General features: G+C 70.7%; 21 protein-coding genes. 10 read left to right on the plus strand and 11 right to left on the minus strand.

The features are described from left to right. Nucleotides 1-78: 78 nt before the first annotated feature. The gene (locus tag TU34_RS08970) at nt 79-1,053 is read right to left on the minus strand and encodes a 1-phosphofructokinase family hexose kinase (RefSeq protein ID WP_045822528.1); all 975 of its coding nucleotides are present in this window, start codon (nt 1,051-1,053) and stop codon (nt 79-81) included. After that, entirely contained in the window at nt 1,050-1,817 is a 768-nt protein-coding gene (locus tag TU34_RS08975) for a DeoR/GlpR family DNA-binding transcription regulator (RefSeq protein WP_045822529.1), read from the minus strand. Before TU34_RS08975 ends, TU34_RS08970 begins: the two co-directional genes overlap by 4 nt. Nucleotides 1,818-2,012: 195 nt before the next feature. Between TU34_RS08975 and TU34_RS08980 the strand changes: the two genes are divergently transcribed. Then, complete coding sequence (locus TU34_RS08980) at nt 2,013-3,752, plus strand: phosphoenolpyruvate--protein phosphotransferase (protein ID WP_045822530.1); 1,740 nt, start codon at nt 2,013-2,015, stop codon at nt 3,750-3,752. A 22-nt stretch (nt 3,753-3,774) separates the two neighbouring features. Here the strand turns inward: TU34_RS08980 and TU34_RS08985 are convergent, their stop codons facing one another. Continuing rightward, nucleotides 3,775-4,638: an SDR family NAD(P)-dependent oxidoreductase gene (locus tag TU34_RS08985; protein ID WP_045822531.1), complete on the minus strand. Its 864-nt coding sequence runs from the start codon at nt 4,636-4,638 to the stop codon at nt 3,775-3,777. Between the two features lie 84 nt (nt 4,639-4,722). Then, a complete protein-coding gene (gene lexA, locus TU34_RS08990) occupies nt 4,723-5,403 on the minus strand; it encodes a transcriptional repressor LexA (RefSeq protein WP_045822532.1) in 681 nt (226 codons plus the stop codon). A 202-nt stretch (nt 5,404-5,605) separates the two neighbouring features. Between lexA and TU34_RS24280 the strand changes: the two genes are divergently transcribed. Next, nucleotides 5,606-6,097: a LysM peptidoglycan-binding domain-containing protein gene (locus TU34_RS24280; protein ID WP_052688822.1), complete on the plus strand. Its 492-nt coding sequence runs from the start codon at nt 5,606-5,608 to the stop codon at nt 6,095-6,097. Between the two features lie 123 nt (nt 6,098-6,220). After that, nucleotides 6,221-6,721: a transcriptional regulator NrdR gene (gene nrdR, locus TU34_RS09000; protein WP_045822627.1), complete on the plus strand. Its 501-nt coding sequence runs from the start codon at nt 6,221-6,223 to the stop codon at nt 6,719-6,721. Here the strand turns inward: nrdR and hrpA are convergent. Further along, nucleotides 6,659-10,702 carry an ATP-dependent RNA helicase HrpA gene (hrpA, locus tag TU34_RS09005; protein WP_082080062.1) on the minus strand — a complete coding sequence of 1,348 codons (4,044 nt, stop codon included), beginning with the start codon at nt 10,700-10,702 and terminating at the stop codon, nt 6,659-6,661. The genes nrdR and hrpA overlap by 63 nt on opposite strands. A 118-nt stretch (nt 10,703-10,820) precedes the next feature. On the opposite strand from hrpA, the gene TU34_RS09010 reads away from it, so the two are divergent. After that, nucleotides 10,821-12,056: an aminotransferase family protein gene (locus tag TU34_RS09010; protein ID WP_045822533.1), complete on the plus strand. Its 1,236-nt coding sequence runs from the start codon at nt 10,821-10,823 to the stop codon at nt 12,054-12,056. A gap of 31 nt (nt 12,057-12,087) precedes the next feature. Here the strand turns inward: TU34_RS09010 and TU34_RS09015 are convergent, their stop codons facing one another. From TU34_RS09015 to TU34_RS24285, 4 genes are all read right to left on the minus strand, one after another. Then, a complete protein-coding gene (locus tag TU34_RS09015; RefSeq protein WP_045822534.1) occupies nt 12,088-12,537 on the minus strand; it encodes a MarR family winged helix-turn-helix transcriptional regulator in 450 nt (149 codons plus the stop codon). Continuing rightward, the gene (locus tag TU34_RS09020) at nt 12,534-13,163 is read right to left on the minus strand and encodes a DJ-1/PfpI family protein (RefSeq protein WP_045822535.1); all 630 of its coding nucleotides are present in this window, start codon (nt 13,161-13,163) and stop codon (nt 12,534-12,536) included. The genes TU34_RS09015 and TU34_RS09020 overlap by 4 nt, the downstream gene beginning before the upstream one ends. Nucleotides 13,164-13,259: 96 nt before the next feature. Then, nucleotides 13,260-15,788, minus strand: coding sequence for a DEAD/DEAH box helicase (locus TU34_RS09025; RefSeq protein ID WP_065973561.1), 2,529 nt, complete (start codon nt 15,786-15,788; stop codon nt 13,260-13,262). Beyond that, nucleotides 15,788-16,801 carry a proteasome assembly chaperone family protein gene (locus tag TU34_RS24285; protein WP_045822536.1) on the minus strand — a complete coding sequence of 338 codons (1,014 nt, stop codon included), beginning with the start codon at nt 16,799-16,801 and terminating at the stop codon, nt 15,788-15,790. The genes TU34_RS09025 and TU34_RS24285 overlap by 1 nt, the downstream gene beginning before the upstream one ends. Before the next feature lie 268 nt (nt 16,802-17,069). Between TU34_RS24285 and TU34_RS09040 the strand changes: the two genes are divergently transcribed. The 4 genes from TU34_RS09040 (at nt 17,070) to TU34_RS09060 (ending at nt 20,741) form a co-directional block, all read left to right on the plus strand. Then, nucleotides 17,070-18,158: an S-(hydroxymethyl)mycothiol dehydrogenase gene (locus TU34_RS09040; RefSeq protein ID WP_045822538.1), complete on the plus strand. Its 1,089-nt coding sequence runs from the start codon at nt 17,070-17,072 to the stop codon at nt 18,156-18,158. Beyond that, nucleotides 18,155-18,781, plus strand: a complete 627-nt coding sequence (locus TU34_RS09045; protein ID WP_045822539.1) for an MBL fold metallo-hydrolase — start codon at nt 18,155-18,157, stop codon at nt 18,779-18,781. Before TU34_RS09040 ends, TU34_RS09045 begins: the two co-directional genes overlap by 4 nt. Nucleotides 18,782-18,889: 108 nt before the next feature. Beyond that, nucleotides 18,890-19,600 (plus strand): DUF5642 family protein, encoded by a 711-nt coding sequence (locus tag TU34_RS22305; RefSeq protein ID WP_052688823.1) that lies wholly within the window; start codon nt 18,890-18,892, stop codon nt 19,598-19,600. Between the two features lie 88 nt (nt 19,601-19,688). Next, a complete protein-coding gene (locus TU34_RS09060) occupies nt 19,689-20,741 on the plus strand; it encodes a DUF4192 domain-containing protein (RefSeq protein WP_045822630.1) in 1,053 nt (350 codons plus the stop codon). A 17-nt stretch (nt 20,742-20,758) separates the two neighbouring features. Here TU34_RS09060 and galE read toward each other — a convergent pair whose 3' ends face one another. Together galE and TU34_RS09070 are read right to left on the minus strand one after the other, a co-directional pair. Then, a complete protein-coding gene (galE, locus tag TU34_RS09065; RefSeq protein ID WP_045822542.1) occupies nt 20,759-21,745 on the minus strand; it encodes a UDP-glucose 4-epimerase GalE in 987 nt (328 codons plus the stop codon). Between the two features lie 16 nt (nt 21,746-21,761). After that, nucleotides 21,762-22,442: an iron-dependent transcriptional repressor DtxR gene (locus TU34_RS09070; protein ID WP_045822631.1), complete on the minus strand. Its 681-nt coding sequence runs from the start codon at nt 22,440-22,442 to the stop codon at nt 21,762-21,764. A gap of 124 nt (nt 22,443-22,566) precedes the next feature. Between TU34_RS09070 and TU34_RS09075 the strand changes: the two genes are divergently transcribed. Together TU34_RS09075 and TU34_RS09080 are read left to right on the plus strand one after the other, a co-directional pair. Beyond that, nucleotides 22,567-23,850 carry an acetoin utilization protein AcuC gene (locus TU34_RS09075; RefSeq protein WP_238981226.1) on the plus strand — a complete coding sequence of 428 codons (1,284 nt, stop codon included), beginning with the start codon at nt 22,567-22,569 and terminating at the stop codon, nt 23,848-23,850. Beyond that, nucleotides 23,843-26,569 carry a bifunctional acetate--CoA ligase family protein/GNAT family N-acetyltransferase gene (locus TU34_RS09080; RefSeq protein ID WP_065973550.1) on the plus strand — a complete coding sequence of 909 codons (2,727 nt, stop codon included), beginning with the start codon at nt 23,843-23,845 and terminating at the stop codon, nt 26,567-26,569. The genes TU34_RS09075 and TU34_RS09080 overlap by 8 nt, the downstream gene beginning before the upstream one ends.

Below are 26,569 nucleotides of genomic sequence, written 5' to 3' on the forward strand. Positions count from 1 at the left end.
CCTCCACGGTGGAGGCTGGTCGACTTCTGGTTGTTCGGTGAAGCGGGTGGTCGGGTCAGGGGATGCGGCGCGAGGGCCTCACACCGCGTGGGGTGTCGCCACCTCGCTCACGCGCACCGCGGACAGTGCGAGGTCGGTGGGTCGGGGTGGTTGGGTGCCGGCGAGCCCCGCCGCCGCCGATCCGTAGGCGACGGCGCGACGCAGGGCGTCGGCCGGGGCGGCGTCGTCGAGAGTGGCGAGCAGGTAACCCGCGAGGGTTGCGTCACCGGCCCCGACGGTGCTCACGGGGATCATCGGCGGGGGCGTGGCGCGCCAGGCGCCGGTCTCGGTCACCAGCATCGCGCCGGCCGCACCCAACGTCGCGAGGACGGCACAGCCGGCGAGGTCGTGCAGGGCGCGCGCCGCGTCGTGGGTGGGACCGAAGTCGCCGGCGTCGGCCGCCTGTTCCAGCGCGGCGAGATCGGCGCCGGTGATCTCGCACAGCTCCTCGCTGTTGGGCTTGATCAGATCCACCGACACCGCGGGCATGGCGGCGCGCACGGCGGTCAACGGCGACCCGGAGGTGTCCACCGCGACCCGGCAGGGCATCGACGACAGCCGGTCGGCGAGGTCGGCGTACCAGTCGTCGGGCACGCCCGGCGGGAGCGATCCACACAGGGCCACCCAGGTCGCGGTCGAGGCGGAGTCCAGGACCAGGCGGGTCATCTCGGCGAGCTCGGCCGGTGACATCACCGCGCCGGGAAGGTTGAGCTTGGTCGTGGTGCCGTCGGGTTCGGTGATGGTCAGATTGCTGCGGACGTCGACGGCGACATCGACGGTGCGGTGGACGAGCCCCACGGCGTCGAGTCCCACGAGCAGCGGATCGCCGGAGCGTGCGGGCAGAATTGCGGTGGTCGCCGCGCCGGCCATCTGCACGGCGCGAGAGACGTTGACGCCCTTGCCCCCGGGCTCGACACGCGCGTCGGCGGCGCGGATGACCGATCCGCGGACCAGTTCGCCGGGGAGCACGATGGTGCGGTCGACGCTGGGATTGGCGGTGACGGTGACGATCATGCGATCACGACCTCGACACCGCGCGCGGACAGCTGCGCGGAGAAGCTCGGGTCGATGCCGTCGTCGGTGATGAGGACGTCGACCTCATCGAGGCCGGCGAAGCGCGTCATGTCCTCGGCGCCGAGCTTGGAGGAATCCGCCAACACGACAACACGATTGGCGGCGGCGATCATCGCCGACTTCACCGCACCCTCGTCGGGGTCGGGTGTCGACAGCCCGTGGCGTTCGGTGATGCCGTTGGTGCCGATGAACGCGACATCGACGCGGAACGAGGCGAGTGCGGTGATGGGGGCGGGGCCGACCGCGGCCTGGGTGAGCCCGCGGATGCGACCGCCGAGGAAGTGCAGTTGCGCGCCCGGGTGATCGGCCACCGACGCGGCGACGGGCAGAGAGTTGGTGAACACGGTGAGCGAGCGATCGCGCGGCAGCCGGGCGGCGGCCTGCACGGTGGTGGTGCCCGCGTCGATCACGAGGCTGCCGCCGTCGGACGGCACGAAGCGACACGCGGCCGTGCCGATGCGCTCCTTCTCGTCGGGATGGGCATCGGCGCGCTCGGCGACGCCGAGTTCGGTGACCCGCACGGCGTCGACCGGGACGGCGCCGCCGTGCACGCGACGCAGGAATCCGGCCCGCTCGAGCGAGGCGAGATCGCGACGCACGGTCTCGCTGGTGACATCGAATTCCTCGGCCAGCGCGGTCACCGACGCGCGACCGTGGGCGAGTACCTGGTCGGCGATGGCCTGCTGTCGCTCTTCGGCGTACACGCGTCCCCGTTTCGGTTGGAATGTGTGGCTTTGGATGTTGATATTGTTGTGTTTACGCCTGGATGTGTTGACAAGTCAAGCTTTTCTTGTAATTTGAGTCACACAACAGCACCGCAATGACAATCACCTCGTCGAGAGTCCACATCGGACGCCGCGGCGGATGATCGGCCGACAGCAACGATCGATAGGCACCCCATGGCTCCCCACGCGACAGCGAACGACCTCTCCACGGAGGACGTGTCCAGCTCCACCGATCCCGCCGCCCCCACGGTCCTCACCGGCACACCGGTCGTGTCCGGCGTGGCCTTCGCGCCGGTGATGTGGCCGGGTGAGCGGCCGGCCCTGCCGGGCCCGGGGACACCACCGGCCGACGCCGAGGCCGAGTGCGCGCGCTTCGTCGCCGCGGCGGCGGCCGTGGCCGACCGACTGCGCGCCCGTGCCTCCGCGGGCACCGGAGTGGCCTCGGAGGTCCTCTCGGCGACGGCGGCCCTCGCACAGGACCGCGGCTGGATCTCCTCGGCGGAGAAGCTCATCCGCGCCGGATCACCGGCACCGAACGCCGCCGTCGACGCCACCGAACAGTTCGTCGCCATGTTCACCAAGCTCGGCGGCCTCATGGCCGAGCGGGTGACCGACCTGCTCGACGTGCGCGACCGTGTGCTCGCCGAACTCGCCGGTGACCCGGAACCCGGATTGGCCCAGCCCGACCACGAGGTCATCCTCTTCGCCGACGACCTCGCCCCGGCCGACACCTCCGGGCTCGACCCTGCCCTCGTGCTGGGCCTCGCCACGCGTCTGGGCGGCCCGACCAGCCACACCGCGATCATCGCCCGCCAGTTGGGGATTCCGTGTGTCGTCGCCGTCGGTGCGCTGACCTCGGTCGCCGCGGGGACGCCGGTGATGCTCGACGGCGAGGCCGGCACCGTCACCGTCGGTCCCGACGCCGAGACCGCCCGCACCGCCGTCGCCCGGTCTCGCGACGCCGCGGAGTTGGTGTCGCGCTGGAGCGGGCCGGGGCGCACCGCCGACGGCCTCGACGTGTCGATCCTCGCCAACGTCCAGGACGGTGCATCCGCCCGCTCGGCGACCGACTTCCCGGTCCAGGGCATCGGGCTGTTCCGTACCGAGTTGGCCTTCCTCGACCGCGCGAAGGAGCCCGACGCCGCCGAGCAGACCGCGCTCTACCGCGAGGTCATCGAGGCGTTCGTCCCCTCCGCCGGGCAACCCGACGCGAAGATCGTGATCCGCACCCTCGACGCCGGCTCCGACAAGCCGCTCCTGTTCGCCGACAACGGAACCGAGGCCAACCCCGCTCTCGGTGTGCGCGGTCTGCGGGTGGCGTTCGGCAACCCGGGTCTGCTCGACCGGCAACTCGACGCGATCGCGGCCGCCGCCGAGGCCACCGGCTCGTCCCCGTGGGTGATGGCCCCGATGGTGGCCACCGCGACCGAGGCGCGCGACTTCGCGGCGAAGGTGCGTGCCCGCGGCCTGGTCGCCGGGGTGATGATCGAGATCCCCTCGGCCGCACTGCTCGCGCCGTCGATCCTCGCCGAGGTCGACTTCGTGTCGATCGGCACCAACGACCTCACGCAGTACACGATGGCGGCCGACCGCATGTCCGCCGAACTGGCCTACCTCACCGACCCGTGGCAGCCCGCCGTCCTCGCGCTGATCAACATGGTCGCCTCAGCGGGTTCGGCGACCGGCAAGTCCGTCGGCGTGTGCGGTGAGGCCGCCGCCGACCCGTTGCTCGCCTGTGTGCTGGTGGGCATGGGGGTCACGTCACTGTCGAGCGCACCCGCGGCCGCGGCGGGGGTGGGTGCGGCGCTGGGTCAGGTGAGCGCGGCGCAGTGCCGGGCCGCGGCGCAGGCGGCGCTGGCGACTGCGGATCCGGCAGATGCACGGGCCGCCGCGGCGGCGGCACTGCACGCCTGACGGCGACGAGGGTCGATCGGGCTCACCGCCGGTGAGCTCGGTCCTCCACCTCACGCACGAGGCCGATCATGGTCGGATCACGGTGCAGGGCGGCATCCGACAGCGGGTTGACGATCCCGCGCAGTGCGGCGACGGGGATCCACCGGCGTGGCACCTGGATGCGCGGTGACCGGGCCTCGATCCCGTCGGCGACCGCCAGGCCGACCCGTCGGGGTTTGATCGGCGTGAGCAGGGGACGCGGGAAGGCCCGCTTGATCAGCGCGGTGGCCAGTTCGTCCTTGCCGAAGGCGACGTCGGCGATGGGGGTCGCGACCCATCCGGGGTAGAGCACCCCGGCCGTCGCACCGTGGGCCGCGAGCTCGCTGCGCAACGCGCGTCCGATCTGCTCGACGGCGGCTTTCGACGCCGCGTAGGGCGCGTTCACCATCCCGTTGAGATAGGCGTACGTCGACGAGGTGACGAGGACGTGGCCCCGGGAGTCGATGATGTGGGGCAGTGCCGCCCGCACCGTGTTCCACACGCCCATCAGGTTGACGCCGATGACGCGCTCGAACACGCCGTCGGCCACGCTGGCCACGGTGTCGGCCGAATCTCCGCTGGAGATACCGGCATTGGCGAACACCACGTCGATCCGCCCCCACCGCCCAACGGCGCGATCGACCGCGTCGGACAGGTCAGCGGGGACCGTGACGTCGGCGCGTGCCGCGAGCACGCGGTCGGGATCGAGTCCGCGGACGGCGTCGTCGACCGCCGCCTGGGAGAGGTCGAGTGCGACCACCCGGGCACCGCGGCGATGCACCTCACGGACGACCTCTCGCCCGATGCCGCCGGCGGCGCCGGTCACGACGACCACCGCCCCGTCGAGGACCAATCGCTGCGCGCCCATCACTTCTCCTGTCGTCCGCCGAACGGGGAGCTCAGTGTGACACGCGGCGTGGTCAGATGGGATCTGCGGGGTGCGTGCGGTCGATCAGAGGCGACGCATGACGGTGACGACCTTGCCGAGGATGGCCGCCTCGTCACCCGGGATGGGGTCGAACTGCGGGTTGTGGGGCATCAGCCACACGTGTCCGTCGGTGCGCTTGAAGGTCTTCACCGTGGCCTCGCCGTCGATCATCGCCGCGACGATGTCGCCGTTGTCGGCGACGTTCTGCTGGCGGACGACCACCCAGTCGCCGTCGCAGATGGCGGCGTCGATCATCGACTCGCCGACCACCCGGAGCAGGAAGAGCGCGCCGTCGCCGACGAGTTCGCGGGGGAGTGGGAAGACCTCCTCGACGGCCTCCTCGGCGAGGATGGGCCCGCCGGCCGCGATCCGGCCGAGGACCGGGACGAAGGTCGGGGTCGGCAGCGAGAGTGCATCCGACCCGCCGCCGTCACCGGGATCGGCGTCCTGGACGTTCACCGCGCGGGGGCGGTTCGCGTCGCGCTTGAGGAAGCCCTTGCGCTCCAGGGTGCGGAGCTGATGGGCGACCGACGACGTGGAGTTGAGGCCGACCGCGTCCCCGATCTCGCGGATGCTCGGGGGATAACCGCGCTCGCGGACCGACGCACGGATGACCTCGAGGACCTTCGCCTGCCGAGGCGTCAGATCGGCCTCGCTGATCGGGCCGTCGGCGAAGTCGGTGGTGGTGACGGTGGTGTCGGACACGGTGTCCCTCCTGTCGCGGCCCGCTCCCGACCGGTCTGTTCGAACGGTTCGGACGACGCGCGGACCTGCTGTCACCTGGGACAGTAGTGCAGCAGATAACAACTTTCAAACATTTGTTCGACCGTGTCGGGACATTGTCGGAGGTGCGTGATACAAATCGAACACACGTTCACTCGAACGTCTGGTCGATGAGGAGCACGTCATGAATCAGACTCTCACGCGTCACAGCAGCACCACCGGCTACGCGGGTCACCGGCCCGCCGGAGCCACGGTCGAGCGCGCGCCGCGTCCGGCGCCGCGCCCCGTGCCCGCACGCCGCCGCCCCTCGGGTCGGCCGGTCGCGGCACGCCCCGCGGGCGTCGTGTGCGCCGACGGACGCCGCCACGCACCGGTGTCGCGCCGTCCCGCCCCCATCGGATGGGGCGCGGCCATCGTCGCCGGCATCGCCCTCGCGATCGCGGTGTGGGCGGTCGTCATCGGTGGGGCGGCCGCCACCGAGTCGACCGCCGCGCCGATCGCCGGCACCTCCGTGGTCCACGTCCGCGGCGGGGAGTCGTTGGGCGAGCTCGCGCAGCGCGTCGCCCCGGATCGGTCGACGTCGGCGGTCGTCGCCGACATCAAGGAGCTCAACCACATGAGCGGATCGGCCCTCACCGCCGGCCAACCGCTGCTCGCCCCGCTCTACCGGAACTGACCGGTGTGTGACGGTCCACCCGGGTCGGTATCCTCGCGACCGTGGGTCCACATCGGACCCTGTGACGCCCCGGGGTCCGTCCTCGACGCGCGTCGCCCGCGGATCAGGTTCGAGGACACGTCGATGCACTGCCCCTTCTGCAAGCACGAGGACACCCGAGTGGTCGACTCGCGTGTCGCCGACGAGGGACAGGCCATCCGCCGCCGCCGTTCGTGCTCGAACTGCGGTCGTCGGTTCACCACGGTGGAGAGCGCGGTGCTCGCCGTCGTGAAGCGCAACGGGGTGACCGAGCCGTTCAGCCGCGAGAAGGTGATGCTCGGCGTCCGTCGCGCCTGCCAGGGCCGCGCCGTCGACGAGGACCGGTTGCGGCTCCTGGCCCAGCAGGTCGAGGACGCCGTCCGTGCCTCGGGCTCGGCCGAGATCCCCAGCAACGAGGTGGGATTGGCGATCCTCGGGCCGCTGCGGGAACTCGACGAGGTCGCCTACCTGCGCTTCGCCTCGGTCTACCGGTCGTTCGAGTCCGTCGACGACTTCCAGCGCGAGATCGACGACCTGCGGTCGTCACCGTCGCGCGCCGCCACCGCCTCCGTCGGCTCCGCGGGCGAGACCGTCGATCGCACGTAGGATCCGCTGCTCCGACACCGGGTAGGCGGGCCGGATGCGCTCGGCGAACAGCCCGATGCGCAATTCCTCCACCATCCAGTGGATCTGCTCCCCGAGCGTGATACGCCGTGCCGGCGTCGCTCTCTCGACCACCTCGGCCCACCTGTCGAGGACGCAATCCAACGATTCCATCGCCCGGGCGTCGGTCGCCGCCCCGGCGGGTAGGCGCGCCGATCGCACGAGGATGGCGTCGAGATACACCGCGACACGCGCGCGGTGCTCGGCGTCGGTGGCGGCGATGAACCCGTCGAACACGAGATCGTCGAGTTGGCGCGTGATGTCGGCGACGGCAGCACCCGAGCGGAGGCGGTCGAGTTCCGCCCGTATCGGAGCGACGCGGGTCAGCACGTCGGCCGCGGTCGCGAGGGCGGCGCGGGCGACCGCCGGGGTGTCACGGGCGACGGACGCCCGGAGCGCCGCGAACGCGGCGGGGTCGCGCACCGTGCCGGTCGACCCCGTGAGATCGCCGATGGCTGCCCGTGTGCAGTCGCGCAGCAGGTCCTCGGTCGAGCGGTAGGGACTCTGCGACAACGCCAACCGCGCCGCGACGGGTAGCCCGCCGGTGGCCGAGGGCTTGAGGACGGGGATCGAGATCTCGAGCAGTCGTCGGATGGCCCGATGGGTCTGCAGGTCGGCCTCGGCCGAGGTGGTCGCGACCGCCCGCACGACACCGCCGTCGACCACCAGCAGGCACGGGTGGCTCGTGACCTGCTGACCGGCGACAGTTTCCACGATCGACGGTGCGATGGTCCCGATGGTGGCGGCCGTCCACTCGGTGATCGGCGGTGGCGCCGGTGCGGCGGACGCACCGCTCCGGGACGTCGAGGCACCACGCCGCGGCGCCGCGGGCGCCGGTCCCCCCACGGCGTCGCGCAGCTCGGCAAGCGACTCGGCGGTGGCGACCACCGATCCGTCCTCGGCGACCGCGGCATAGGTCATGCGCAGGTGGCGGGGCAACGTGGTCGGGTCGAAATCGTTCGGCGACACCGCGACACCGGTCTGGCGACTCACCTCACGCGCCAGACCGACGGCGACCGGTTCGCTGCGCGGGGTGAGTGCGGCCATGGCCGCAGCCCCGACATCGGCGGCGGGACCGAGCCGTCGGCGCACCGATTTGGGGAGGCTCCGCACCATCGCCACGGCCAGCTCGGTGCGCAGTCCGGGGACCAGCCAGTCGAAGCCCGACGGACGGACGCGCGGCAGCAGGGCGAGGGGGATGTGGACGGTGACCCCGTCCCGTTCGGCGCCGGGCGAGAACTGGTAGGTCAGATCGAGGTATGCCTCGCCCTGCTGCCACCGGTCGGGGAACTCCGTCGCCGAGACCGCGTCGGTGTCGGCGACCGTGTCGGGGGTGAGGTCGAGCAGTTCGGGGTCCGCGCGGCGCGCGGACTTCCACCAGGTGTCGAAATGGGCCGCCGACACGACCTCTCGACCTATGCGCTGGTCGTAGAAGTCGAAGAGCTGATCGTCGTCGATGACGAGGTCGCCGCGGCGCGCGCGGTGCTCGAGGTCGCGGGCGTCCTCGAGCAGGGCCCGGTTGCGGTCGAAGAAGGGGTGTCGGGTGCGCCAGTCACCCTCGACCAGCGCGTGCCGGATGAACAGGTCCCGCGACGTCTCGGGATCGACCCGCCCGAACGGCACCGCGCGGTGCGCGACGAGGGGGACGCCGTAGAGCGTGACGCGTTCGTACGCCATCGCCGAACCCCGCTTCGACGACCAGTGCGGCTCGCTGTACGAACGTTTCACCAGCGGCCCGGCGATCTTCTCGGCCCACTCGGGTTCGATGCCCGCCACCGTGCGCGCGAACAACCGCGAGGTCTCCACCACCTCACCGGCCATCACGAACCGCGGCGGCTTCTTGGCCAGCGGCGACCCTGGGAACACCACGAACCGGGTGCCGCGCGCGCCGAGGAACTCGCGGGTGTCGCCGTCGCGGACGCCGATGTGTCCGAGCAAACCGGCGAGCAGCGACTGGTGCACCGCGGTGGGCGACGCATCGGAGGTGTTGGGTGTCCATCCCTTGTCGGCGGTGATGCGTTCGAGTTGTCGCACCAGCTCGCGCCATTCGCGGATCCGGAGCCAGTGCAGGAACTCGCGTTCACACCGCTTGCGGAACTGGTTGTTGGACAACTCGTCCCGCATCTGTTCGAGGTGTCGCCACAGCGCGAGGATCGACAGGAAGTCCGACCCCGCCACGGCGAATCGCGCGTGCGACTCGTCGGCGGCCTGTCGCTTCTCGGTGGGACGCTCGCGGACATCGGGCAACGACAGGGCAGCGACGATGACGAGCACCTCGGCCAGCGCGCCGTTCTCGTGCGCCGCGACCACCATGCGCGCCCACCGGGGATCGATCGGCAGGTCGGCGATGTCGCGACCCACCGGGGTGAGACCGCGGCGGGTGCCGGACCCGTCGACGGCGCCGAGCTCCTCGAGCAGGCCGATGCCGTCGCGGATCGACCGTGCGTCGGGAGCCTCGACGAACGGGAAATCGGTGATGTCTCCGAGGTTCAGCGCGGTCATCGTGAGGATGACCGACGCGAGGTTGGTGCGCAGGATCTCCGGTTCGGTGAACTCGGGGCGGCTGTCGAAGTCCTCCTCGGAGTACAGGCGGATGCAGATCCCGTCGGCGACGCGTCCGCACCGGCCGGCTCGCTGGCGCGCGCTGGCCTGCGAGACGGGTTCGATCGGCAGCCGCTGCACCTTCGTACGCAACGAGTACCGGGAGATGCGCGCGGTGCCGGCGTCGACGACGTAGCGGATGCCGGGCACGGTGAGCGACGTCTCGGCGACATTGGTGGACAACACGATCCGTCGGCGCTGCGAGGTGGTGAACACCTTCTGCTGATCGCCGGTCGACAGCCGTGAGAACAACGGGAGGATGTCGACACGGTCGTCGAGGCGCCGTCGCAGGGCGTCGGCGGTGTCGCGGATCTCGCGCTCGGTGGCCAGGAACACCAGGATGTCGCCGGGTCCGGCGCGGGTGAGTTCACCGATCGCGGCGTCGATCGCCTGGATCTGGTCGACGTCGTCGTGGTCGCCCCCGCCTCGGGTGTCACCGTCGGGGTCGCTGTCGTCGGTCTCGGCGTCTCGTGGTCGGTATCGGATCTCGACCGGGTAGGTGCGGCCGGAGACCGAGATGACCGGGACCGGATGGTCCGGGGTGGCGAAGTGCTCGGCGAAGCGGCCGGGGTCGATGGTCGCCGAGGTGATCACGACCTTGAGATCGGGTCGTCGGGGCAGCAGCTGTTTGAGGAAGCCGAGGATGAAATCGATGTTGAGGCTGCGCTCGTGGGCCTCGTCGATGATGAGCGTGTCGTAGGCGAGCAGCAGCGGGTCGCGTCCGATCTCGCGGAGCAGGATGCCGTCGGTCATCACCTTCACGAGGGTGTCGGCGCCCGACCGGTCGTCGAAACGAACGGCGAACCCGACGGCGGCGCCCACCTCGGTGTCGGTCTCCTCGGCGATGCGTGTGGCCACGGCGCGTGCGGCGATCCGGCGCGGCTGGGTGTGGCCGATCGCGCCGCGGACACCGCGCCCGAGGCCCAGGCAGATCTTCGGTAGCTGGGTGGTCTTGCCCGATCCGGTCTCCCCGGCGACGACCACGACCTGGTGGGCGGCGATCGCGGCCGCGATCTCCTCGCGCGCCCCCGAGATGGGCAGCTCGTCGGGATAGCTCAGCTCCGGGACGAGGGTCTTCCTGCGGGCCAGACGCCCCCGCGCCGCGTCGATCGAACCGGCCAGCCGGTGGCGGGAACGGTCGTCGCGCGCCCCGGACACGCGTCGCCGCAACCGGTGGGCATCGACGATCGTGACCTCGTCCTCGTCGATGACGAGTGGCTCGGATGTCGTGGCCGTCGAGTCGGTGCGGGGACCCCGGGGGCCGTTCGGACGGCGACGTGCCGACCGGTCGTCGGTCGAACGCGCGCGAGGGGGTCGGGACATGATGTCTCCTACGATATTCGTTCCCTCTGCGGCGGGCCCCGCGCCGTGTGCGCGACGACTCCTCGCCACAGGGGACCGTGCCCCCGCCACGCCGGTGGGTGACAGGCATGATTGGCCCATGACGTCGACGCTGTGGCATGGGTTTGCCGACATGGGGGCGGTCAGCTCCTCCGGACCGTTCGCGATCGCTCGCGGTTCGGGGGTGCACATCTGGGACACCGACGACAACAAGTACATCGACTCGACCGCGGGTCTGTGGTTCACCAACGTCGGCCACGGTCGGACCGAGATCGCCGACGCGGTGGCACGCCAACTCGGCACCCTCGCGCACTACTCCGGTTTCGGTGACGTCGCGCCCGCGGTCACCATCGAGCTGGCCGAGCGACTCGGCGGGATCGCGCCCATCGCGGACAGCAAGGTGTTCTTCACCTCCGGCGGCAGCGACTCCATCGACACCGCGGCGAAGCTCGCCCGCCGGTACTGGCACGAGAAGGGTCGACCGCACAAGACACTGATCATCGGGCGAACGAAGGCCTACCACGGGATGCACGTCGCGGGGACCGCGCTGTCGGGGCTGCCGCCGAACCGCGAGGGCTACGGCACCCTGATGGCCGACGCCGCCACCGTCGAGTGGGACGACGCCAAGAGCCTGCTCGGACTCCTGGAGCGCGTCGGCCCCGACTCCGTGGCGGCGTTCTTCTGCGAACCCGTCATCGGCGCCGGCGGCATCTATCTCCCGCCGGAGGGGTACCTGACCGAGGTGCGCCAGATCTGCCGCGACCACGACGTGCTGTTCGTGGCCGACGAGGTCGTCACCGGGTTCGGGCGCATCGGCGGGTCCTGGTTCGCCTCACAGCGTTTCGACCTGCAGCCCGACATGATGGCCACCGCGAAGGGGCTCACCTCGGGCTACGTGCCGATGGGTGCGGTCTTCGTCGCCCCCCACATCGCCGAGCCGTTCTTCTCCGGCGGCGTGTGGTGGCGCCACGGCTACACCTACGGCGGCCACGCCGGTGCGGCCGCGGCCGCGATGGCCAACCTCGACATCATCGAGCGCGAGGGATTGCTCGACGAGGCACGACGACTCGAGTCCGACCTGCACACCGCGCTCTCGCCGCTCGCCGAGCACGCCGTGGTGTCGGAGGTGCGCAGCGGCATCGGGGCCGTGGCGGCGGTGCAGTTGGCCGACCCCGCGCAGGGGCCAGTCGCGGTCACCGCGCTGCGCCGTCACGGTGTCAGCGGACGTGCGGCCGGCGCGGGAGCGCTACAGATCTCGCCGGCGTTCGTGATGACCACCGAGCAGACCCACGAACTGGCCCAGCGCATGTCCGACGGGCTCGACGAACTCGTCTGACGTCGGCCCCGGGCACCCGTTCCCGGCCCGATCAGGTCTCACGCTCGGCGGTCGCGTCGAGGGCGACCGACAGCGCCTGCAGTCCTTCGACGATGGTCTCCCACCGCTGCGCCCCCACCTCGTCGACGAGCAGTGCGGCGGCGCGGGCGTGACCGGGGGAGATGCGGGCCATGGCGTCTCGTCCGTCGGCGGTGGGCGTGACCAGTTTGGCCCGGCGGTGTGCCGGGTTCGGGAGATACTCGACGAGGCCGTCATGCGCCAGCAGGTCGGCGGTGCGTTGCACGCTCTGCCGGGTGATGCCCATGTCGCGCGCGATCTGCGATACCGGGAGTGGCTCGGCGACGACCGCCCCGAGAACCTGCCACCGCGTCGCGGTGAGTCCGGCAGGCGCCGCGAGGTGCTCGGCGAGGGCGAGGAACTGCCCGTTGAGCCGGAACGCCAGCAGCGCGGAGTCGCTCAGCAACCTCTGGGGGTGTGTCACGCGGACTCGGCCATCAGGCGCGGGTAGGCCGCCGGGTCGTGGTTCTCGTAGAGGTCGAACCACGCCGCGAGCGTCTCGGGTCGGTAGAGGCCGAGCCGTTCGAGCACGGCGCGGGCGAAGTGCGCCGGTGCGATGCCGCTCGCGGTGATCAGGTCGCCGTCGGTGACGGCGAGTTCGTCGACGTAGAACTCCCCGCCGCGGTATCCCGGCTGCGCGCCGAGGTATTCGACGGCGTTGCTGGTGTGGGGGCGATGGTCGAGCAGCCCGTGGCGGGCGAGGGCGGAGGTCGCCCCGCAGATCGCGGCGACCGGGATGCCGACGGCGAGGAGCCGCTCGGCGAGGTCGGCCCACGGCGCTCCGTAACCGGCGGAGAACGCCTCCGCCCCGGGCAGTATCAGTGCAGCCGTGGTGGTGTCGTCGACCTCGTCGATGGTGATGTCGGGGACGACCCGCATCCCGCCCATGGTGCGGATCGGCGCGTCGGTGAGCCCGACGGTGACCACGGTGAACCGACCGGGGTCGATCTGGTGGGCGCCGGAGTTGATGTGCGCGGTGGCGAGTCCGTACTCCCAGTCGGCGAGTGTGTCGTAGACGGCGAGGAGGACGGGGCGGGGTGCGGTGCTCATGGGGGACTCCTGACGTGGCCAACAGATGACAACACACTGTCGTATTGACAGGCTGCTGTCAATACCTGAGACCCCAGGCGTGCGTCCGTATTCGCGTCAGCCCGCGACCACCTCGACGTCGCGGATCACCGGTTGACCGTCGGACAACGCGCCGTCGGCATCGTCGGCCTCGACATCGGGGAGGTCGACGAGGGCGGTGATGGCCCACCCGTGATCACCCTCGGGATCGTCGAGCGTCTGTCGCACCCGCCACGGCTGCTCGGAGGTGTCGAGGGTGAACAGCTGCGGGCTCCGCGCGTCGGGACCCATCCCGACCTCGTCGTATTCGTCGAAGTAGTCGTCGAGGTCGTCGCGCCACTCGACGTCGGGGTGCTTGCGGTACAGGGCCGCGACATCGCGCCGCGCGAACGCCGAGACCAGTGCGAACATGTGGTTGCGCACACCGACGCGCAGGGCGCGGACGTTCGGACCCGCCGTGGGCGGGGGAGTCGCACGTCCGTCGCCGGTGTCGTCGGGGTGGGTCAACTGCTCCCACTCGTCGATGAGACTCGAGTCGACCCGTCGGACGAGGTCCCCGAGCCACTCGACGAGGTCGTCGAGTTCGGGGGTGTGCAGTGCGGTCGGCAGTCCGTGTCGCGCCGAGCGGTACACGTCGGTGAGGTAGCGGAGCACCACACCCTCGCTGCGCGCGAGCTTGTAGGTGCCCACGAAATCGGTGAAACCCATGGCGCCCTCGACCATCTCGCGCACGATCGATTTCGGGGCCGGGGGAGTGCCCGACACCCACGGGTGGCCGCGTCGGTACATCTCGAAGGCGGCGTCGAGCATGTCGGCCAGCGGCTTGGGGTGGTCGACCTCCTCGAGCAGCTCCATCCGCTCCTCGTATTCGATGCCGTCGGACTTCATCTCGGCGATGGCGACGTCGCGGGCGGCCGAGCGCTGCGCCCGCAACACCTGCCGCGGGTCCTCGACGATCGACTCGATCACCGACACGGCGTCGAGCGCGTAACCCGGGTCGGCGGGATCGAGCAGCTCGAGAGCGGCGATCGCGAACGACGACAACGGGTTCGACAGCGCGAAGTTGGCCGGGAGGTCGGCGGTGAGGCGGACGGTCTTGCCGCCGGGGGTGTCGGAGGGCTCGGCGGTCCACGGGTCGATCGGCTCGACCAGCCCTGCGGTGAGCAACCCGCGGTAGATCTCGATGGCGCGCAAAATGTGTCGCCGCTGCCGCTCGCGTGGTTCGTGATTGCACTCCAGCAGGTGACGCATGGCCGTGAAGCAGTTGGCGGGGCGGGCGATCACGTCGATGACCATCGAGGTCGACACGCGGAAATGCGACCGCAGCGGCTCCGGCGGTGCGGCGATGAGCCGTTCGAAGGTGGGCTCGCCCCACGAGACGAAGCCCTCGGGTGCCTTCTTGCGCTGGATCTTCTTGAGTTTCTTCGGGTCGTCGCCCGCGCGGGCGGCCGCGCGGGCGTTCTCGACGTCGTGTTCGGGGGCCTGCGCCACCACGTAACCGCGATCGTCGTAGCCCGCGCGGCCCGCGCGTCCGACGATCTGGTGGAACTCACGCGCCTGCAGATGGCGGGTGCGGACGCCGTCGTACTTCGTCAGACCGGTCAACAACACCGTGCGGATGGGGACGTTGATGCCGACGCCGAGGGTGTCGGTGCCGGCGACGACCCGGAGGAGTCCCTGCTGCGCAAGCCGTTCCACGAGACGCCGGTAGCGGGGCAGCATCCCCGCGTGGTGGACGCCGATCCCCGCACGTACCAATTTCGACAGCGTCGAACCGAAGCCGGCAGAGAAGCGGAAGTCGCCGATCTCGGCGGCGATCGCGTCGCGTTGCTCGCGTGTGATGATCTTCGCGCTGAGCAGGGCCTGAGCGCGTTCGACGGCCGACTGCTGGGTGAAGTGGACGACGTACACCGGCGCGCGGTCGGCCTCGATCAACCGCTCGATGGTCTCGTGCACCGCGGTCAGGACGTAGCTGTACTCCAGGGGGACCGGTCGTTGCGTGCCGCTGATGTCGGCCGTCGGACGTCCCGTGCGCTCGGTGAGGTCGTCGACGAAGAAGGTCACGTCGCCCAACGTCGCGGACATCAGCAGGAACTGAGCGTGCGGCAACTCGATGAGCGGCACCTGCCACGCCCAGCCACGCTCGGTGTCACCGTAGTAATGGAACTCGTCCATCACCACGAGACCGACATCGGCGTCGGCGCCCGTGCGCAACGCGAGGTTCGCGAGCACCTCGGCGGTCGCGCAGATGATCGGCGCACCCGGGTTGACCGTCGCGTCGCCGGTCATCATGCCCACCTTCTCCGCACCGAACTGTGCGCAGAGGTCGAAGAACTTCTCGCTCACGAGCGCCTTGATCGGCGCGGTGTAGAACGTGCGCTGCCCTCGCCCGAGCGCGAAGTAGGCGGCGCCGGTCGCGACGAGCGACTTCCCCGATCCGGTGGGCGTGGACAGCACCACGTTGGCCCCGGAGGCCAGTTCGATCAGCGCCTCCTCCTGCGCGGGGTAGAACGAGATCCCCCGCGCGGAGACCCACTCACCGAGTGCGTCGAAGAGGTCGTCGGCGTCGGCGGACGCCGGGGTCGGGAGAGTGGCGGATTCGGCGATCAGACACCGTCTCCGGTCGGCGGCGTCGGGTTCGGGCTGTCCGGTCCGTCGTGGTCCTCGGGTAGCTCGCGCCGCGCGCCGTCGACATCGACATCGTCGCCCGCGGTCTGATCGGCCAGGAACGCCTCGAGCTCGGCGCCCAGTTCGTCGCCGCTGGGCAGCGACTCGTCGGCGGCGAGCAACGAGGCCTTCTCGGTCTCCGACGAGGTGAACGCGTCGTACTGGCTCTCCAGCGCCGACACGACCGACTCGACCTCCGCGTTGCCCTCGACCTCGGAGTCGATCTGCACACGCACCTTCGCCGCGGCGTTCTCCAGGGCGGCGACGGGGAGATCGAGCCCGGTGACGGTGGCCAACGACTCGATCAGCATCGCCGACGCGCCGGGGTACTGCGCCTGCGACAGGTAGTGCGGCACGTGCACCGACAACCCAGCCGTCGGGTACCCGTGCTCGGCGAGACGGAGCTCGACGAGCATCGAGGCGCTCGCGGGGATCTTCAGCGGGCTGCCCCATCGCGGGAGGTCACCGAGCAGCGACGCATCCGACCCGTGCGCGGTGATGGTCGACGGACGCGTGTGCGGGATGGCCATCGGGATGGCGTTGAGACCGACGACCGACGACACGTTGAAGTGATCGCTCAAGCCGCGGACCGCCTCGACGAAACGCTCCCACCGCAGGTCGGGTTCGTTGCCGGCGAGCAACAGGAACGGGCGACCGGCGTTGTCGCGGATCGCGTGGATCGTCAGTTCGGGCATGTCGACGTCGGTGAACTCCTGGCCGGAGAACGTCATCGTGGGGCGACGCGAGCGGTAGTCGATCAGCTCGTCGGCGGAGAAGGTCGCGACCAGTTCGGACTCGAGGCTGTCACGCAGGTGCTCGGCGGCCAGGGCGACGGCGTGTCCGGCGTCGGCGAATCCCTCCATGGCGTGCACCAGCACCGGGCCGGTTCCCTCCTCGCCCGCCACCTGGGGCACGGGGAACTCGAGCTCGTACAGCGTGGACTTCTCGTCCATGGTTGTCCTCCTGTGATCGCGACGACGAGGGCTGGACCCTCGGTCGCATCTGTCCATTGTCGCCCATGACCACGGTGGTCACCACAATCGCGGCGATCGACGGGCGGGGAGATGTCGGTGTCATCGACCTCAACGACCGCGACACCACCGGCGATTCCCGTGTGCGGCGCGCGGGTGGGTGCGGCGACGATCGCGTGTCGCCGATCACTCATGCCAAGATCGGCATGAAAGCACGAGCACGCCACACCGACGAAGGGTCAGACGTTCCATGCCACAGCAGGTGCGAGGGGTAGTCGCGAAGAGCAAGGGTGCACCGACCGAGGTCGTCACCATCACGCTGCCCGATCCGGGGCCCCGCGACGTCGTCGTCGCGATCGCGGCGTGCGGGGTGTGTCACACCGACCTCGCCTATCGAGAGGGCGGCATCAACGACGAGTACCCGTTCCTGCTCGGTCACGAGGCCGCCGGCACCGTGGAGCAGATCGGCGACGAGGTGACCCATGTCGCCGTCGGCGACTACGTGGTGCTCAACTGGCGCGCGGTCTGCGGTCAGTGTCGTGCCTGTAAGCGCGGGCGTCCCTGGTACTGCTTCGACACCCACAATGCCAGCGCCCCCATGACGCTGGAGGACGGCACCGAGCTGACCCCCGCACTGGGTATCGGCGCCTTCGCCGACAAGACCCTCGTCCACGAGGGACAGTGCACCAAGGTCGACCCCGAGGCCGATCCCGCGGTCGCCGGACTGCTCGGCTGCGGCGTGATGGCCGGGCTCGGTGCGGCGATGAACACCGGTCACGTCGAGCGCGGCGACAGCGTCGCGGTGATCGGGTGCGGGGGTGTCGGGGACGCCGCCATCGCCGGAGCCCGCCTTGCCGGTGCGTCGACGATCATCGCCGTCGACCGCGACGCCCGCAAACTCGCCTGGGCCACCGATCTCGGGGCCACCCACACCATCGACGGGTCGAAGGTCGACGACGTCGTCGCGGCGATCCAGGAACTCACCGACGGCAACGGCGCCGACGTCGTGATCGACGCCGTCGGCCGTCCCGAGACCTACGAGACCGCCTTCTACGCGCGCGATCTGGCCGGCACGGTGGTCCTCGTGGGTGTCCCCACCCCGGAGATGCGACTCGAACTGCCGCTGGTCGACTTCTTCTCCCGCGGCGGATCGCTCAAGTCCTCCTGGTACGGCGACTGTCTGCCCGAGCGTGACTTCCCGATGCTCGTCGATCTGTACCGGCAGGGGCGTCTGCCGCTGGAGAAGTTCGTGTCCGAGCGGATCTCGCTCGACGACATCGAATCGGCGTTCCACAAGATGGAGGCCGGCGAGGTCCTGCGATCGGTGGTCGAGCTGTGACGTTCCGCATCGACCACGTCGTCACCTCCGGGAAGTTCGAACTCGACGGCGGCAGTTGGGATGTCGACAACAACATCTGGATCGTCGGCGACGAGCACGAGGTCGTGATCATCGACGCGGCGCACTCGGCCGAGCCGATCGTCGACGCCGTCGCGGGCCGGACGGTGCGGGCCATCGTGGCGACGCACGGCCACAACGACCACATCACCGTCGCACCGGAGCTGTCGGAGCGACTCGACGCGCCGGTCCTGCTGCATCCCGGCGACGACATGCTGTGGCGCGAGACCCATCCCGACGCCGCCCACGGCGACATCGAGGACCAGCAGCGGATCCCGGTCGCGGGGACCGAGCTGGTGCTCATCAACACCCCGGGACACTCGCCGGGGTCGTGCTGCCTGTACCTGCCCGAGGCGGGCGTGCTCTTCAGCGGCGACACCCTGTTCTCGGGTGGGCCAGGCGCCACCGGACGATCGTTCTCGAGCTTCCCGACCATCATCTCCTCGATCCGGGAGCGCATCTTCACCCTCGACCCGGGTACCGAGGTGCGGACCGGTCACGGTGATTCGACGTCGGTCGGCGAGGAGGCCCCGCACCTCGAGGAGTGGATCGCCCGCGGCAGCTGAGGCTGCTCATGTGCTGAAGCAGCCTCAGCGGGTCGTGTTCGGCAGCAGCTGACGCCGAGGACGTGTCGGTCCGCGGGTGAGATGCGGCGAGATGGCACAGTCGTCACGGTGACCGCCGCACGTACCCTCCACACCCACCGACCGCTGGGTGCCGCACTGGTCGGCGCGGTCGTGGCGGTGTGCCTGCTGTCGGGGTGCACCGACGGGATCGACGGGACACCGGTCGCCGCCTCGGGAGCCTCGGCGTCCGACGGCGCGCAGGCCATCGACCGCCTGGCGCTGTCGCCGTCGGACTTCCCGTCGGACTACCCCGCGACCCGACTGCGCAGCGAGCAGGCCGGTGACGCCCTTGCCGATCTCGCCGGTCGACCCCTCGGTGGCACGGTCGATCCCACATCGTGCCTGCCGCCGCAGATCCCGTCGGGTTCGGGCGATTCGGTCGTCATCACCGGGATGTCGGCGACCGGGGGCAATCTCACCGTCGTGACCACGCGCGCGCAGACACCGCTGTCCGATCTGTCGGACCTGGTGTCGCGGTGCGGGAGCTACACCGCCGACATCGGCGGGGTCACCTCCCGGGTGACCCAGGAGGTGCTGCCCGCCTCACCCGTCGACTCGCAGGAGTCCATCGCCTTCCGTCGCGTGTCGAGTTCCGGGCGGGCCCCGGTCACCCTCACGCAGACCACCACGGTCCTCGCCGCGCAGAACGACGGGATCCGGGTGTACGCGTCGTACCTCTCGTTCTCGGGGTCGCGACCCGACGGTGCCGCTCTCGACGCGGTGTTCACCAAGGCCGTGGAGCGTTCCCGCGGTCGGTGACGTGGGGATCGGGGCGAACTGTGCACAACCGCGCCTGATCGCCTCTCGTCCGTGCGACCGTGTCGCCGTGGTGGGTCACGGTCGTCGCATGAGCATCGAACCCACCACCGTCACCCTCCACGATCCCGGCGACCTCATCGCGGCCGTGCCCGCGATGCTCGGCTTCGTCCCGCAGCGTTCCCTGGTCCTGCTCACCTTCGCGGGCTCGGGTTCACGGGTCGAGGTGACGATGCGCCACGACATCGATCTCGATCCGTTCGGCGAACCGAGTGAGGCGATGTGCGCCGTCATCGAGCTCCTCTGCGGCGTCTGTCTGCGCGAGCGCGCGTCGGCGGTCGTGGCCGTCGTCGTCGACGACCGCATCCCTGGCGACGACCCGCGCTGGGCGTCGGTGTTCGACGTCATCGACCTCGGTCTCGCCGATCTGGGGCTCGCCGCCGGGTTCGCCACCGACGAGATCGTCTCGGGCGCACGCTGGTACACCGCGTGGGGACACCCCGACCACCACCTGGCCGGAGGTCGACTCGCCGATCCACGGTTCACGCCGACGGCCGTGGCCCATGCCGTCACCACCGGACGCGTCATGGCCGGGTCGCGCGCGGAGATGACCGCCGCCGTCGAGCCCGGGGTGCACTGCGAGCGAGGGGTCTGTGCCGCCGACGCGACCGTGTCGGGACCCACGCCCGACGACACCACACGTCTGCGGCTGGTGCTCGCTGCCGTCGACTCCGGTCTGGGCACGGATCCGCGATGCGCCGACGTGGTCGCCCTCGACGACGCGATCCGGTCGGTGCACGTCCGCGACGCGCTGCTGGCCCTGGCCGCGAGCGATCGTGCCGACGACGCACAGCATCTGTGGGCCGATCTCACCCGACGGTTACGCGGACGCGGCCGCGCCACGGCGGCAACGCTGCTCGCCCACCTGCACTATGTCGCCGGCGACGGTGCGATGGCGGGCATCGCACTCGACGCCGCGCTCGCCGCCGATCCGGGGAACTCGTTCGCCACACTGCTCGACGAGTCGCTCCGGGCAGGTATGCGCCCGGACGTGCTCGCCGAACTGCTGCCGACGAGTCGCGATCTCGCACGTCGTCTCGGTGTCGCCCTACCCCCGACGCACCGGATGCGGCGCGGCGCCTGACACCGCCAAGGGGCGGGTCAGGCCCGGGGAGCGGAGTGCGCGCGGTCGCCGAGTGCTCGGGTGTACTCCCACGCGTCGGCGACGATCGTCGGTAGCGCGGTGTTCGTCGGCGACCACCCCAGGTCGCTGATCGCCTTGTCGCTCGACGCGATCAGCACCGCCGGGTCACCCGCACGACGCGGTGCCTCCTCGACCGGGATCTCGAGACCGGTGACGTCGGCGCAGGTCTCGATCACCTGGCGGACCGAGAATCCCGATCCGCTGCCGAGGTTGTAGATCTCGTGGCGGCCCGCGACGGCCGATTCGAGGGCCAGGGCGTGCGCCCGTGCGAGGTCGTAGACGTGGATGTAGTCACGGACCGCGGTGCCGTCGTCGGTGTGGTAGTCGGTGCCGAAGATCTTCACCGACTCGCGGTGGCCGAGCGCGGCCTGCAACACGATCGGGATGAGATGCGTCTCCACGCGCCGGTTCTCCCCGGCGCCGCCGTAAGCGCCGGCGACGTTGAAGTACCGCAGGCTGACCGCGGCGAGACCGTGAGCGCCGGTGTAGGAGGTGATCGCGTGATCGATCGCCAACTTCGTGGCCCCGTACGGGTTGGTCGGACGGGTCGGCGACGACTCGAGGATCGGAACCGACTCGGGCTCACCGTAGGTCGCGGCGGTCGAGGAGAACACCAGACGCGGTGTGTTGGTCCTGCGGATCGCCTCGAGGAGGTCGAGGGACTCGACGACGTTGCCGTACCAGTACTTCTCGGGGTGCTCGACCGACTCGCCGACGAGCGACTGCGCCGCGAAGTGCAGGACGCCGTCGAACCGCGACCCGCCGAGGACGTCGGAGGCGACGGCACTGACGTCGCCCTCGACGAAGTCCGCGGCGTCGGGAACGGCATCACGATTACCGGTGATGAGGTTGTCGACGACGGTCACCTCGTGACCGGCCTCGATCATCACCCGGGCGCAGACGCTGCCGACGTAGCCGGCCCCTCCGGTCACCAGCAGCTTCATGCGGTCACCGGCCGCGTCACACCTTCTCCACGTGGACCGAGTGCGCCATCTCCGACGACAGGTGCAGTCCACCGTGTCCGGGGGCGTTGATGGTGACCGCTCCGTGCTCGCTGGTCACGGTCACGCGGGCATTCGGCACCACACCCGCCTCGCGCAGCTTGCTGATGAGGTCGCGGTCGTCCTGGGCGTGCTCGGACAGACGTCGCACGATGACGGCGACCGGCTCGCCCTCGGGCAGGTCCGACAGGCGCGTCGCGTTGTCCATGGTGGCGCCCTCGACACCGAGGAGATCGAGCCCGGGGATCGGGTTGCCGTACGGCGAGGTGGTCGGATGCTCAAGCACCTCGAGCAGACGTCGCTCGACGTTCTCGCTCATCACGTGCTCCCAGCGGCACGCCTCGGCGTGGACCTCGTCCCAGGGCATGCCGATCACGTCCACGAGAAGTCGCTCGGCCAGACGGTGCTTGCGCATCACCGCGATGGCCAACGACCGGCCCTGCTCGGTGAGTTCGAGCTGGCGATCCCCGGCGACGCGCAGCAGGCCGTCTCGCTCCATCCGCGCCACGGTCTGCGAGACCGTCGGTCCGCTCTGCTCGAGGCGCTCGGCGATCCGCGCCCGGAGGGGTACGATGCCCTCCTCCTCGAGGTCGTAGATGGTGCGCAGGTACATCTCGGTGGTGTCCACCAGATCGTTCACGGTGCCCATCCCTCCGCCACTCGGGGCATCATCGTCACATCGGACAGATTACCCGCATCCGGGTCGCTCCATGCCGAGGCGAGTCGCTCTAGCCTGGGGGCATGGCGGCGAACAGCGATCGGCAGTGATCGGAACGGGTGCACGCACCGACACGCTGGTGGTCTGGACCGACGATTTCCTCGGGTACCGGTGGAGTCCGAGCCACCCCATGAACCCGATCCGACTGGCGCTGACCATGTCGCTGGCCGATCACCTCGGCGTGCTCGCCGGTGTCGATCCGCTCGTCCCCGACGCGGCGTCGCACGACATGCTCACCACCGTCCACCGCGCCGAGTACATCGAGGCGGTGCGGGCCGCGGGGGCCACCGCCTCCGGCGACGTGGTCCCCGGGTACTCGGCCGCGGTCGGCGAACGCATCTTCGGCCTCGGCGGCGCCGACAACCCGGTCTTCCCGGCGATGCACGAGGCGGCGTCGCTGCTCGTCGGCGGGACGGTGGCCGCAGCCGACGCGATCGCGCGGGGGGTCGCCCGTCGTGCGGTGAACATCGGCGGCGGGATGCACCACGCGATGCCCGCCCGCGCCTCGGGCTTCTGCGTCTACAACGACTGCGCCATCGCCATCCACCGACTGCTCGCCGCCGGCTTCGACCGCATCGCCTACATCGACATCGACGCCCACCACGGCGACGGTGTCGAGCGGTGTTTCGTCGGCGACCCGCGGGTGTTGACGGTGTCGCTGCACCAGCACCCCACCACGCTGTTCCCGGGGACGGGGTACGCGAGCGACGTCGGTGAGGGCGACGGTGCGGGCACCACCTCGAACGTGCCGTTGCCGCCGGGGACACCGGATCGATTGTGGCTCCGTGCCTTTCACGCGATCGTGCCGAGCCTGGTCGCCGATTTCCGACCGCAGATCATCGTCAGCCAGTGCGGCGTCGACAGTCACCGCGCCGACCCGCTCACCGACCTCGCGCTCACCATCGACGGTCAACGAGCGGCGATCCACGCCATGCGCGACCTCGCCGACCGCCACTGCGACGGCCGTTGGCTCGCCGTGGGCGGCGGCGGATACGGGGTGGTCGACGTGGTGCCGCGCATCTGGACCCACCTCATCGCCGCGGCTCTCGACCGCGATGTCGACCCGGCGACACCGACCGGCGAGGCGTGGCGCGCCTCGGCACATGCCGCGGCGTCGGCGGTCCACGAGGACTTCGCGACCGACGTCTCCGCCGAGACCATGTCCGACGGCGGCGACATCGACTTCGACAGGTGGGAGGGCAACTGGGGGCAGGAACCCGCCGACGGGATCTCCGCCCACCTGCACTCGGCGACCGATGCCGCCATCCTCGCCAGCCGCCGCGCCGTGTTCCCTCTGCGCGGCCTCGACCCGGAGGATCCGCGTGACTGACCGCGACGCGACGTCGCCCGACGGCACCACACCGTCGCCGGCGGACGGATCAGCCGGAATCGGCAACGGCCCCTGGGATTTCCCGCAGCACTGGACTGCCGACGTGCTGGCGTCGGACGGGGGAGCGGTGCATCTACGACCGATCGTCCCCGACGACGCCGACCGCATCGTGGCCTTTCACGCGACGCTGTCGGAGCGGACGCGCTACATGCGCTGGTTCGGCCCGTACCCGGAGATGTCGGCACGGGACGTGCGTCACGTGACCACCGTGGACCACCACGACCGGGTGGCACTCGTGGCGCTGCTCGGTGGCCGGATCATCGCGATCGGGATCTACGAGAGCCTCCGTTTCGCGGGTCGACCGCGCGCCGCGGAGGTCGCGTTCGTCGTCGCCGACGACCACCAGGGCCGTGGGCTGGGCACGGTGCTGCTCGAACACCTCGCCGGGGCCGCGGCGGAGAACGGGTTCGACCGCTTCGAGGCGGAGGTCCTCACCGAGAACCGCGCGATGCTCGCGGTGTTCCGCGACGCGGGATACCAGCTCTCCCGCAGCTTCGACGGCTCGACCGTGCACGTCGAGTTCCGCATCGACCCGACCGACGCGCTGCTCACCGTGCGCAACTCACGCGAGATCGGCTCGGAGGCCCGCAGCGTCTCGAACCTGCTGGCGCCCGGATCGGTCGCGATCATCGGGGCCTCGGCCGACCGACGCAAGGTGGGGAACGCGTTGCTGGCCAACGTGATCGAGGGCGGTTTCAACGGGCCGGTGTTCCCGGTCAACGCCGAGGCCCGCGCCGTGCGCGGCATCCGCGCCTATGCCTCGGTCCGTGACATCCCCGACCCGGTCGACCTGGCCGTCGTCGCGGTACCCGCCGACACCGTCGGCGACGTGCTGCAGGACTGTCTGTCGAAGGGGGTGAAGACGATGGTCGTGGTGTCGGCCGGTTTCGCCGAGTCCGGCGACGCCGGTGCGGTCGCCGAACGCACCCTGGTCCACGAGATCCGCGCCCACGGCATGCGTCTGGTGGGCCCCAACGCCCTCGGCGTCATCAACACCGACCCCGACATCGCCCTCAACGCCACCCTCGCACCGCGCGTGCCCGGTCCCGGGCGCGTCGGGTTCTTCTGTCAGTCCGGGGCGCTCGGCATCGCGATCCTCGACGCCGCGGCACGGCGTCACCTCGGCCTGTCGACCTTCGTGTCGGCGGGCAACCGCGCCGACCTCTCCGGCAACGACCTCCTGCAGTACTGGGACAGCGACCCGCGCACCGACGTGATCCTGCTGTACCTCGAGAGCTTCGGTAACCCGCGCAAGTTCTCCCGGCTCGCGCGCAGAGTCTCGCGGAACAAGCCGATCGTCGCGGTCAAGGCCGGGCGGTCGGCGGTCGCACCGTCGCAGGAGCGACGCGACTCCACCCTCGACGACGCCAGCGCGCGTGCGGTTCTCGAACAGTCCGGCGTCATCCAGGTCGACACGATCGCCGATCTCTTCGACTGCGCCACCGTGCTGGCCTACCAACCGCTGCCCCAGGGCCCCCGGGTGGCGATCGTCGGCAACTCGACGGTCCTTGGTGTGCTCGCCGGCAGCGCCGGGCAACGCTTGAGTCTGCGCGTGGTGGAGCAGATCGACCTCGGTGCCGGGGCCGGGGCGGGTGAGTTCGCCGCCGCGCTGCGCAAGGTGGTCGAAGACGACGGGGTCGACGCCATCGTCGCGGTCTTCGTACCGCCGGTCGCGGTGGGCGCCGACAGCTATGCCCGAGCTCTGACCGACGCCACCGCCGGCAGCGCGAAGACGATCGTCTCGACGTTCCTGGCGGTCGAGGGCATCCCGGCCAACCTCACCGTGCGCGACGGCGACGGCACCCCCGTGCGTGGCTCCATCCCGTCCTATCCGGCACCCGAGCGGGCGGCGACGGCGCTGGGGCAGGCGTGGCGCTACGCGCAGTGGCGTGCCCGCCCCGAGTCACCCGTGATCCGCCCGGCCGACGTCGATGCCGACGCCGCCCGCGAGGCGGTGCGCGCCGTCGGCGACGACACCCACCGTGAGACCGTCGCCCTGGACGAACGCCGGTCGGCGCAGGTGTTGGCGGCCTACGGGATCGGGGTGACCGAGTTCGTCGAGGTCGACGACGCCGACTCCGCCGCCGCGGCCGCCGAGCGACTCGGCTATCCGGTCGCGGTGAAGGCCGTCTCGACCAAGTGGCGCGGTCGACTCGACGGCGAGGGCGCGCGCCTGGACCTCTCGACCGCCGCGACGGTGCGATCGGCGTTCGACGAGCTGACCGCGGTCACCGGCGAGCGGTACCTGCAGGTCCAGCGCATGGCGGCACGCGGGGTGGCCGCGATCATCCGTGTCCGCGACGACCCGTCGTTCGGTTCGTTGATCTCGTTCGGGTTGTCGGGCGCGACATTCGATCTGCTCGGCGATCACGCCCACCGGGCGATCCCGCTGACCGAGGCCGACGCACACGAACTCATCGCCGCACCGCGGTCGGCTCCGTTGCTCACCGGGTATCGCGGGCAGGCCGCGGTGGATCGTGACGCCCTGGCCGACCTGCTCATCCGGGTGTCGACCCTGGTCGACGACCTCCCCGAGATCCGTGAGGTCGCCCTCGATCCGATCCTGTGCTCCGAGCACGGCGCCGAGGTGCTCTCGGGCCGGATACGCATCGGCCCGGTACCCACGAGAGCGGATACCGGGCCGAGGAGACTTACGTGA

This window comes from Williamsia herbipolensis, from assembly GCF_000964005.1.
Taxonomy (GTDB): domain Bacteria; phylum Actinomycetota; class Actinomycetes; order Mycobacteriales; family Mycobacteriaceae; genus Williamsia_A; species Williamsia_A herbipolensis.

Excerpts from the sequence above, each read along its gene's own strand:
- TU34_RS08970 (WP_045822528.1), bottom strand. The coding sequence starts at position 1,053 with ATGATCGTCACCGTCACCGCCAATCCCAGCGTCGACCGCACCATCGTG.
- TU34_RS08980 (WP_045822530.1), top strand. The coding sequence starts at position 2,013 with ATGGCTCCCCACGCGACAGCGAACGACCTCTCCACGGAGGACGTGTCC.
- TU34_RS08985 (WP_045822531.1), bottom strand. The coding sequence starts at position 4,638 with ATGGGCGCGCAGCGATTGGTCCTCGACGGGGCGGTGGTCGTCGTGACC.
- TU34_RS24280 (WP_052688822.1), top strand. The coding sequence starts at position 5,606 with ATGAATCAGACTCTCACGCGTCACAGCAGCACCACCGGCTACGCGGGT.
- nrdR (WP_045822627.1), top strand. The coding sequence starts at position 6,221 with ATGCACTGCCCCTTCTGCAAGCACGAGGACACCCGAGTGGTCGACTCG.
- hrpA (WP_082080062.1), bottom strand. The coding sequence starts at position 10,702 with ATGTCCCGACCCCCTCGCGCGCGTTCGACCGACGACCGGTCGGCACGT.
- TU34_RS09010 (WP_045822533.1), top strand. The coding sequence starts at position 10,821 with ATGACGTCGACGCTGTGGCATGGGTTTGCCGACATGGGGGCGGTCAGC.
- TU34_RS09020 (WP_045822535.1), bottom strand. The coding sequence starts at position 13,163 with ATGAGCACCGCACCCCGCCCCGTCCTCCTCGCCGTCTACGACACACTC.
- TU34_RS24285 (WP_045822536.1), bottom strand. The coding sequence starts at position 16,801 with ATGGACGAGAAGTCCACGCTGTACGAGCTCGAGTTCCCCGTGCCCCAG.
- TU34_RS09040 (WP_045822538.1), top strand. The coding sequence starts at position 17,070 with ATGCCACAGCAGGTGCGAGGGGTAGTCGCGAAGAGCAAGGGTGCACCG.
- TU34_RS09060 (WP_045822630.1), top strand. The coding sequence starts at position 19,689 with ATGAGCATCGAACCCACCACCGTCACCCTCCACGATCCCGGCGACCTC.
- galE (WP_045822542.1), bottom strand. The coding sequence starts at position 21,745 with ATGAAGCTGCTGGTGACCGGAGGGGCCGGCTACGTCGGCAGCGTCTGC.